The following is a 6598-nucleotide window of genomic DNA, read 5'->3' on the forward strand; positions in this document are numbered from 1 at the left end:
ACGGCCGTCACGGCGGTCGCGTTTGAACGGGCGGTCGCCGCCGCCCGGGCGGAGGCCGCCGGAGGGACGGTCGTCGCGGCGGAGGCCGCCACCGCGGTTGTCGTCACGACGCTCGAAGCCACGGTCGTCACGGCGGTCGCGGTTGAAACCGCCCCGGTCGCCACGGTCGTCGCGGCGGAAGCCACCGCCGCGGTTGTCGTCACGACGCTCGAAGCCACGGTCGTCACGGCGGTCGCGGTTGAAACCACCACGGTCACCACGGTCACCGCGGTCGTCGCGGCGGAAGCCACCGCCGCGGTTGTCGTCACGACGCTCGAAGCCACGGTCGTCACGGCGGTCGCGGTTGAAACCACCACGGTCGCCACGGTCGTCGCGGCGGAAGCCGCCACCGCGGCTGTCGTCACGACGCTCGAAGCCACGGTCACCACGGTCGCGGCGCTCGAAGTTGCCACGGTCGTCACGGCGGTCGCGGCGCTCGAAGTTGCCCCGCTCGTCGCGGCGCTCGTACGGGCGCTCGGCGCGCTCCTCCTGCACCGGCGCGGCGGCCAGCTCGGCGGCGACCTCGGCGACGGCCGCCTCGGCGGCCTCGGCCACGGCGGTCTCCGGGTCCTCGCCCCGCTCGCGGGCAGCGCGGGCGACCAGGCGCTCGGCCTCCTCGCGCAGCTCGACGGCGCGGCGCTGGAGGCGCTCCAGCTGCTTGGTCAGCTCGGCGACCTCGCGCTCGGCCTGCTTGGCGGCGTTGTTCGCGGAGTCGGCCTGCACCTCGGTCAGGGACCGGGCGCCGGTGATCTCGGCGACCTCCGGGTCGAAGGCGCCGGCCCCGCCGACGATGTGGCGCGAGGCGTCGACGCCCGCGTCCTCCATCAGGCGGAAGATCTGGCGGCGCTGGTGCGGCAGGGCCAGGGAGACCACGACGCCGGAGCGGCCGGCGCGGGCGGTACGGCCCGAGCGGTGCAGGTAGTCCTTGTGGTCGCCGGCCGGGTCCACGTTGAGGACCAGGTCGATGCCGTCGACGTGGATGCCGCGGGCGGCGACGTCGGTGGCGACGAGGACGTTGACGTAGCCGTCCTTGAAGTCCGCCAGGGTGCGGGTACGGGCGCCCTGGGTCATGCCGCCGTGCAGCGCGTCCGCCTTCACACCGGAGTCGCGCAGCTGCTCGGCCACGCGGTCGGCGCCCAGCTGGGTGCGGACGAAGATGATGGTGCGGCCCTTGCGGGCGGCGATGGCGGCGGTGACCGGGGCCTTGTCCTTGGGCTTCACGACCAGGACGTGGTGGGTCATCGTCGTGACGGCACCGGCGGACGGGTCGACCTCGTGCGTGACCGGGTTGACCAGGTAGCGCTTGACCAGGGTGTCGATCTCGTCCTCGAGGGTGGCCGAGAACAGCAGGCGCTGGCCGCCGCTCGGGACCTGGTCGAGGAGCTCGGTGACCTCGGGCAGGAAGCCCAGGTCGGCCATCTGGTCGGCCTCGTCGAGGACGGCGACCTGGACGTCCTCCAGGGAGCAGGCGCCGCGGTTGATGATGTCGCGCAGGCGGCCCGGGGTGGCGACGAGGATGTCGACGCCGCGCTCCAGGGCGTAGATCTGGTTGCCCATGGAGGTACCGCCGCAGACGACCTTCATCTTCAGGCCGAGCACGTCGCCGTAGGGCTGGAGGGCGTCCGCGACCTGCATCGCGAGCTCACGGGTCGGGGTGAGGATGACGCCGCGGGGGCGCTTCTTCTCGGTGTGGCCGCCGGCCAGGGTGGCGAGCAGCGGCAGACCGAAGGAGAGGGTCTTGCCGGAGCCGGTGCGGCCGCGGCCCAGGATGTCCTTGCCGGCCAGGGCGTCCGGGATGGTCGCGGCCTGGATCGGGAAGGGGGTGGTGACACCGTTCTGGGCGAGCTTGCGTACGACGCCCTCGGGCAGGCCGAGGTCGGCGAAGGTGATGGTGGGCTCGTCGTTCTCGTTCTCGTCCTCGTCATCGGCGAGGTCGACGGTCACGTCGGCGACGTCAGCCTCGAGCGCCTCGAGAGTCTCGTCGACCGCAAGGGTCTCGACGGTCTCGATCGAGTCGTTCTCGGGCATGACGGCACGGTCGGAACTGGAAATGGACATGCGAATGCGAAACCTTCCGGAGTCTCGGCACGCGCCCAAACTCCGTGAATCGCAAATTCGACCGCCTCGATGCGGTCAGCCACGGCAAGGGAGAGTACGCGCCACGCGGCGCTCTTCGGATCGGCGCCGGGCAATGGGATCAAACGATCTATAACCATACGCACCCTCCCCCCACCCTGGCAAGTCGATCCGTCCTGAACCGTCCCGACCTGCGGATATGCCCCCCTCCAGCCCCCTCTCAGCCGCCCGAGGACGGCTCCCCCCCGCCCGAGGACGGGCTCGGCTGCGGATCGACGGGCGGCACCGAGGGGGACGGCGCGGGCGGCGTGGGGGTGGGCGAGGCGGGCGGGGTCGGCACGGAACCGCCCGATCCGCCGGAGCCGCCGCCCCCGGGCGCGGGCGGCTGGGGCTCCTGGCCGCCGGTCGAGCCGCGTCCACCGGCTCCGCCGGAGCCGGTGGAGGGGGACGGTCCGCCGGGTGCCCCGGCGGGTGCGCCGGGCGTGGGAGAGGCGCCGGGGCGCTCCTTGCCGTCCGCCGCGGCCTTGCCGTCCTTACCCTCGGCCTCCGTCTTCCTGCCGTGCCCGGCGGCGTGGCCGGTCGCCCCCCGTGCCGAACCGATCCCTCCGGCCGATGCGACCGTGCCCCGGTGGCCGGGCGAGGAGGCCGGGTCCGGCTTCGCGGCGCCGTCGCTGACACTCATGCAGCCGGTCGTCGCCGCCAGCGCGAGCGCGGTGACGGCCAGTCGGGCGGAAGCGGACAACGGGCGCACGTGGCACCTCCAGAGCCGGGCGACAGCGGGGGCCGCTGGACGACGCCCGCGGGCAGCGGGTCAATGTGCCCAACTCCCTTTGCCCCGTAAGGGACACGCCCCTGCGGACACCTGCTCTCCAGGCATATGCCCGGGGGGCGGCGCCCGCGCAGCCCGCGGCTACCCGGCCAGCCGCTCCACCGCCCACCGCCCCAGCTGGACGGCGCCCAGCCCGACCAGCACGGAGGCCGTCACGTTGGCCGCCGCCAGCAGGCCCCGGCCGCGCTCGGCCAGCCGCAAGGTCTCGTAGGAGAACGTCGAGTACGTCGTGAGCGCCCCGCACAGCCCGGTGCCCAGCAGCAGGCCGAGCCGTGAGGAGGCGCCGCCCGCGAGCACCGATCCGGTGAGCGCCCCGAGCAGCAGGCAGCCGGACGCGTTCACCACGAACGTCCCCCACGGGAACACCGACTCGTGCCGGGCCTGCACCGCACGGTCCGTCAGATACCGCAGCGGGGCCCCGAGCGCCCCGCCCGCCATCACCAGCAGCCAGTTCACAGACGCCCCCGCACGGCCATCTCCCGGTCCGCCCCGATCGCCCACCGGGTGGCCGACGCCCCCGCCCACACCGCGCCCAGCGCGCCCGCCACCGTGCCCGCGGCGTAGGCGAACGCGAGCCCGGACTCCCCCTCGTCCAGCAGCCGTACGACGTCCACGGCGTAGGTCGAGAAGGTGGTGAAGCCGCCGAGCACCCCGGTCCCGAGGAACGGCCGCACCAGCGGATGCGCCGTCCGGCCGCCCTCGCTCACCAGCACCATCAGGACGCCGATCAGCGCGCACCCGAACAGGTTCGTCCAGAACACCGCCCACGGGATCGCCCCCGCCCCGGCCGGCCACAGCAGTGAGAGCCCGTACCGCGTCACCGCACCGAGGGCCCCGCCGACCGCGACCGCGGCGAGCACCGGCCCCTGCGGCTCGGCGCGCTGCGCCGGCACATGGAGGTCGACGTCGGGATCGATCGCCTCCGCACCGGGGACCGGCCGGGTCACCCGTACCCCAGCGCGTGCAGCCGCTCGTCGTCGATGCCGAAGTGGTGGGCGATCTCGTGGACGACCGTGATCTCCGTTTCCTCCACCACGTCCTCGCGGGTCTCGCAGATCCGCAGGGTGGGGTTGCGGTAGATCGTGATCCGGTCCGGCAGCACCCCGGCGTACCACTCGCCGCGGTCCGTCAGCGGGGTCCCCTCGTAGAGCCCGAGCAGCTCGGGGTCCTCGGTCGGGGGCTCGTCCTCCACGAACACCGCGACGTTGTCCATCAGCCGGGTCAGTTCCGGCGGGATCCGGTCCAGGGCCTCTGCGACAAGCTCCTCGAACTCCTCGCGCGTCATCTCCAGCACCCGGCCATTGTCGCCCGAGCGGGGGCGGCTGCCGCCAGGGCGGGCCAAACCGTTTTGGCGATAGCTCCCCCCATCCCATATGCTTCTCACGTCCCCGACGCGCTGGAAAGCGCCCAGGTGGGCCCTTAGCCCTCATCGTCTAGTGGCCCAGGACGCCGCCCTTTCAAGGCGGTAGCACGGGTTCGAATCCCGTTGGGGGCACGCACAACCCTGTGCGAGACTTGTCTCGCACGAACATGGTCCTGTGGAGCAGTTGGTTAGCTCGCCACCCTGTCAAGGTGGAGGTCGCGGGTTCAAGTCCCGTCAGGATCGCTGAAGCTCGGAAGAGCTTCGTGGCTGGGTAGCTCAGTTGGTACGAGCGATCGCCTGAAAAGCGATAGGTCGCCGGTTCGACCCCGGCCCCAGCCACCATCGGAAGGCCCCGTCCGTCGGACGGGGCCTTCCGCGTTACCTGCCCTCCGCCGGCTCCTCCGCACAGGCCTCCGCCGTACGCGTGTCCTCCGTACGGGTGTCCGACGTGCGCGTGTCCTCCGTACGGGTGGCGTCCGCCGGCTCCTGTGTCCGCGCCCGGCGGCGCCACTGCACGGCGCCCGCCGCCAGCGCGCCCGCCGCCACCAGCCCGAGCAGCACCCCGTCCGGTACGCCGCCCGCCGCCGACCGCACCCACTCCTCCACCGCGAACGAGTCGTCCACGTCGAGCAGGCCCGGCAGCGCGCTCGCGCCGTCGTACGCGAGGAAGAGGACGCCGAGCGCGATGAAGAAGCACCCGGACAGCAGCGACGTCGTGTGCAGCTCGAAGCGGCCCGCGGAGAACGCCCGCCCGCGCAGCCACCGCCGCCGGCCCAGCTCGAAGCGCTCCCACAGCAGCGCCAGCACGAACAGCGGTACGGCCATCCCGAGGGCGTAGACGGCCAGCAGCAGGCCGCCGTAGACCGGGTTGCCGCTCAGCCCGGCGACGGTCAGGACACTGCCCAGGATCGGCCCGGCGCAGAAGCCGGCCAGCCCGTAGACCGCGCCCAGGGCGTACACCGACAGCGCGGTGGTCGGCCGGATGCGCCCGGAGAGCTCCACGATCCGCCGCGGCGCGAAGCCCAGGCCGAGGATCTGCGCCAGTCCGAGCGCGATGATCAGCCAGCCGCCGACCAGCACCAGCTCCTCGCGGTGGCCGTGGAAGAACCGGCCGGCGGTGGACGAGGCCGCGCCGAGCGGTACGAGGGTGGTGGCCAGGCCCGCGTAGAAGATCCCGGTCCGCGCCAGCAGCCGCGAGGTGGAGTCGACGGAGTACGCGAAGAACGCCGGCAGCAGCAGGGCGCTGCACGGGCTGAGCAGCGCCAGGAGGCCGCCCAGCAGGGCGGCCAGGTAGCCGATCTCCATCAGCGGGCCGCCGCCTTGGCCTGCTCCACGGCCCGGGTGAAGGCCTCCAGGGGCTGGGCCCCGGCGATCGGCCGGCCGCCCACCAGGAAGGACGGGGTGGAGCTGACGCCGATGCGGGAGCCCTCGTCCTGGTCCTTCTTCAGCGCGGCGGCGGCCTTGGGGCCGTTCATGTCCTGCTTGAACCGGTCGAGGTCGCCGACGCCGGCCTCCTGGGCCAGCTCCAGCAGGCGGGCCTCGCCGAAGCCCTTCTCCTTGGCACCCTCGGCGTAGGCGGCCGCGTGGAACTGCGCGAAGCGGTCCTGCCGGCCGGCGGCCCAGGCGGCCTTCGCGGCGGCCTCGGACTCGGCGCCGAAGATCGGGAAGTTGCGCCACTCGATGCGCAGGGTGCCGTCCTCGACGTACTTCTTGATCAGCGCGGGTTCGGTGTCACGGGCGAACTTGCCGCAGTAGCCGCACTTGAAGTCGGAGTACTCGATCAGCACGACGGGCGCGTCGGCCCGGCCGAGGGCGAGCTTGTCGGCGGGGTCGCGGCGGGCCAGCTGCTTCAGGGCGGCGGTACGGGGATCGTCCTGCCCGCGCCCGGCTGCGGCGGCCGAGTTGCGCGCCGACCCGCCGGGTGTGTCGTCCTTGGCGGCGGTGGCCTGCCAGGAGACGAGGCCGAGGGTGACGGCGGCCAGGGCGACACCGGCGGAGATCAGCAGGGGCTTCGAGGCGGACGCGGACTTCGCCGATGCGGACTTCGCCGACGCAGGCTTGGCCGTGGACTTGGACGTGGGCTTGGGCTTGGGCTTGGACGTGGACACGGGTGCTCCGGTGCTACGGGTACGGATACGGGCTGGACCTGCGGGAACGCGGTCCGCCTAGACCCTCAGCACCGACAGCTCCACCGGGCCTGGCGCGGCCCGTACGGCTCCGCGCACCCCGAGCGGGGCGCGGGGCGCGTACGCCTCGGCCGCGGCCCCGGCCGGCGCGCATCTGGTGGTCGG

General features: G+C 73.4%; 7 protein-coding genes and 3 tRNA genes. 3 read left to right on the forward strand and 7 right to left on the reverse strand.

Annotation, left to right across the window (positions count from 1 at the left end; genetic code table 11):
- From GPJ59_RS31835 to GPJ59_RS31855, 5 genes are all read right to left on the reverse strand, one after another.
- Window positions 1-2097: DEAD/DEAH box helicase (locus GPJ59_RS31835; RefSeq protein WP_219671393.1), on the reverse strand; the 2097-nt coding region annotated here is incomplete at its 3' end.
- 238 nt (window positions 2098-2335) lie between these two features.
- Entirely contained in the window at window positions 2336-2797 is a 462-nt protein-coding gene (locus tag GPJ59_RS31840) for a hypothetical protein (protein ID WP_219671394.1), read from the reverse strand.
- A 228-nt stretch (window positions 2798-3025) separates the two neighbouring features.
- Window positions 3026-3400, reverse strand: coding sequence for a fluoride efflux transporter CrcB (crcB, locus tag GPJ59_RS31845; RefSeq protein WP_219671395.1), 375 nt, complete (start codon window positions 3398-3400; stop codon window positions 3026-3028).
- Window positions 3397-3891 (reverse strand): fluoride efflux transporter CrcB, encoded by a 495-nt coding sequence (crcB, locus tag GPJ59_RS31850; RefSeq protein ID WP_219671396.1) that lies wholly within the window; start codon window positions 3889-3891, stop codon window positions 3397-3399. The genes crcB (GPJ59_RS31845) and crcB (GPJ59_RS31850) overlap by 4 nt, the downstream gene beginning before the upstream one ends.
- Complete coding sequence (locus GPJ59_RS31855) at window positions 3888-4238, reverse strand: metallopeptidase family protein (RefSeq protein WP_219671397.1); 351 nt, start codon at window positions 4236-4238, stop codon at window positions 3888-3890. The genes crcB (GPJ59_RS31850) and GPJ59_RS31855 overlap by 4 nt, the downstream gene beginning before the upstream one ends.
- Before the next feature lie 128 nt (window positions 4239-4366).
- Between GPJ59_RS31855 and GPJ59_RS31860 the strand changes: the two genes are divergently transcribed.
- From GPJ59_RS31860 to GPJ59_RS31870, 3 genes are all read left to right on the forward strand, one after another.
- Window positions 4367-4439, forward strand: a tRNA-Glu gene (locus tag GPJ59_RS31860).
- 37 nt (window positions 4440-4476) lie between these two features.
- Window positions 4477-4550, forward strand: a tRNA-Asp gene (locus GPJ59_RS31865).
- A 22-nt stretch (window positions 4551-4572) separates the two neighbouring features.
- Window positions 4573-4649: transfer RNA gene (locus GPJ59_RS31870), tRNA-Phe, on the forward strand.
- A gap of 36 nt (window positions 4650-4685) precedes the next feature.
- On the opposite strand, the gene GPJ59_RS31875 is transcribed toward GPJ59_RS31870, so the two are convergent.
- Together GPJ59_RS31875 and GPJ59_RS31880 are read right to left on the reverse strand one after the other, a co-directional pair.
- Window positions 4686-5612 carry a cytochrome c biogenesis CcdA family protein gene (locus tag GPJ59_RS31875; RefSeq protein WP_219671398.1) on the reverse strand — a complete coding sequence of 309 codons (927 nt, stop codon included), beginning with the start codon at window positions 5610-5612 and terminating at the stop codon, window positions 4686-4688.
- Window positions 5612-6415, reverse strand: coding sequence for a DsbA family protein (locus GPJ59_RS31880; protein WP_219671399.1), 804 nt, complete (start codon window positions 6413-6415; stop codon window positions 5612-5614). The genes GPJ59_RS31875 and GPJ59_RS31880 overlap by 1 nt, the downstream gene beginning before the upstream one ends.
- Between the last annotated feature and the right edge of the window lie 183 nt (window positions 6416-6598).

Source organism: Streptomyces bambusae, from assembly GCF_019400985.1.
Lineage (GTDB): Bacteria > Actinomycetota > Actinomycetes > Streptomycetales > Streptomycetaceae > Streptomyces > Streptomyces bambusae_A.

What these genes read in the sequence shown, in the direction of transcription:
- GPJ59_RS31840 (WP_219671394.1), bottom strand. Translation starts at nt 2,797, where the DNA reads ATGAGTGTCAGCGACGGCGCCGCGAAGCCGGACCCGGCCTCCTCGCCC.
- GPJ59_RS31875 (WP_219671398.1), bottom strand. Translation starts at nt 5,612, where the DNA reads ATGGAGATCGGCTACCTGGCCGCCCTGCTGGGCGGCCTCCTGGCGCTG.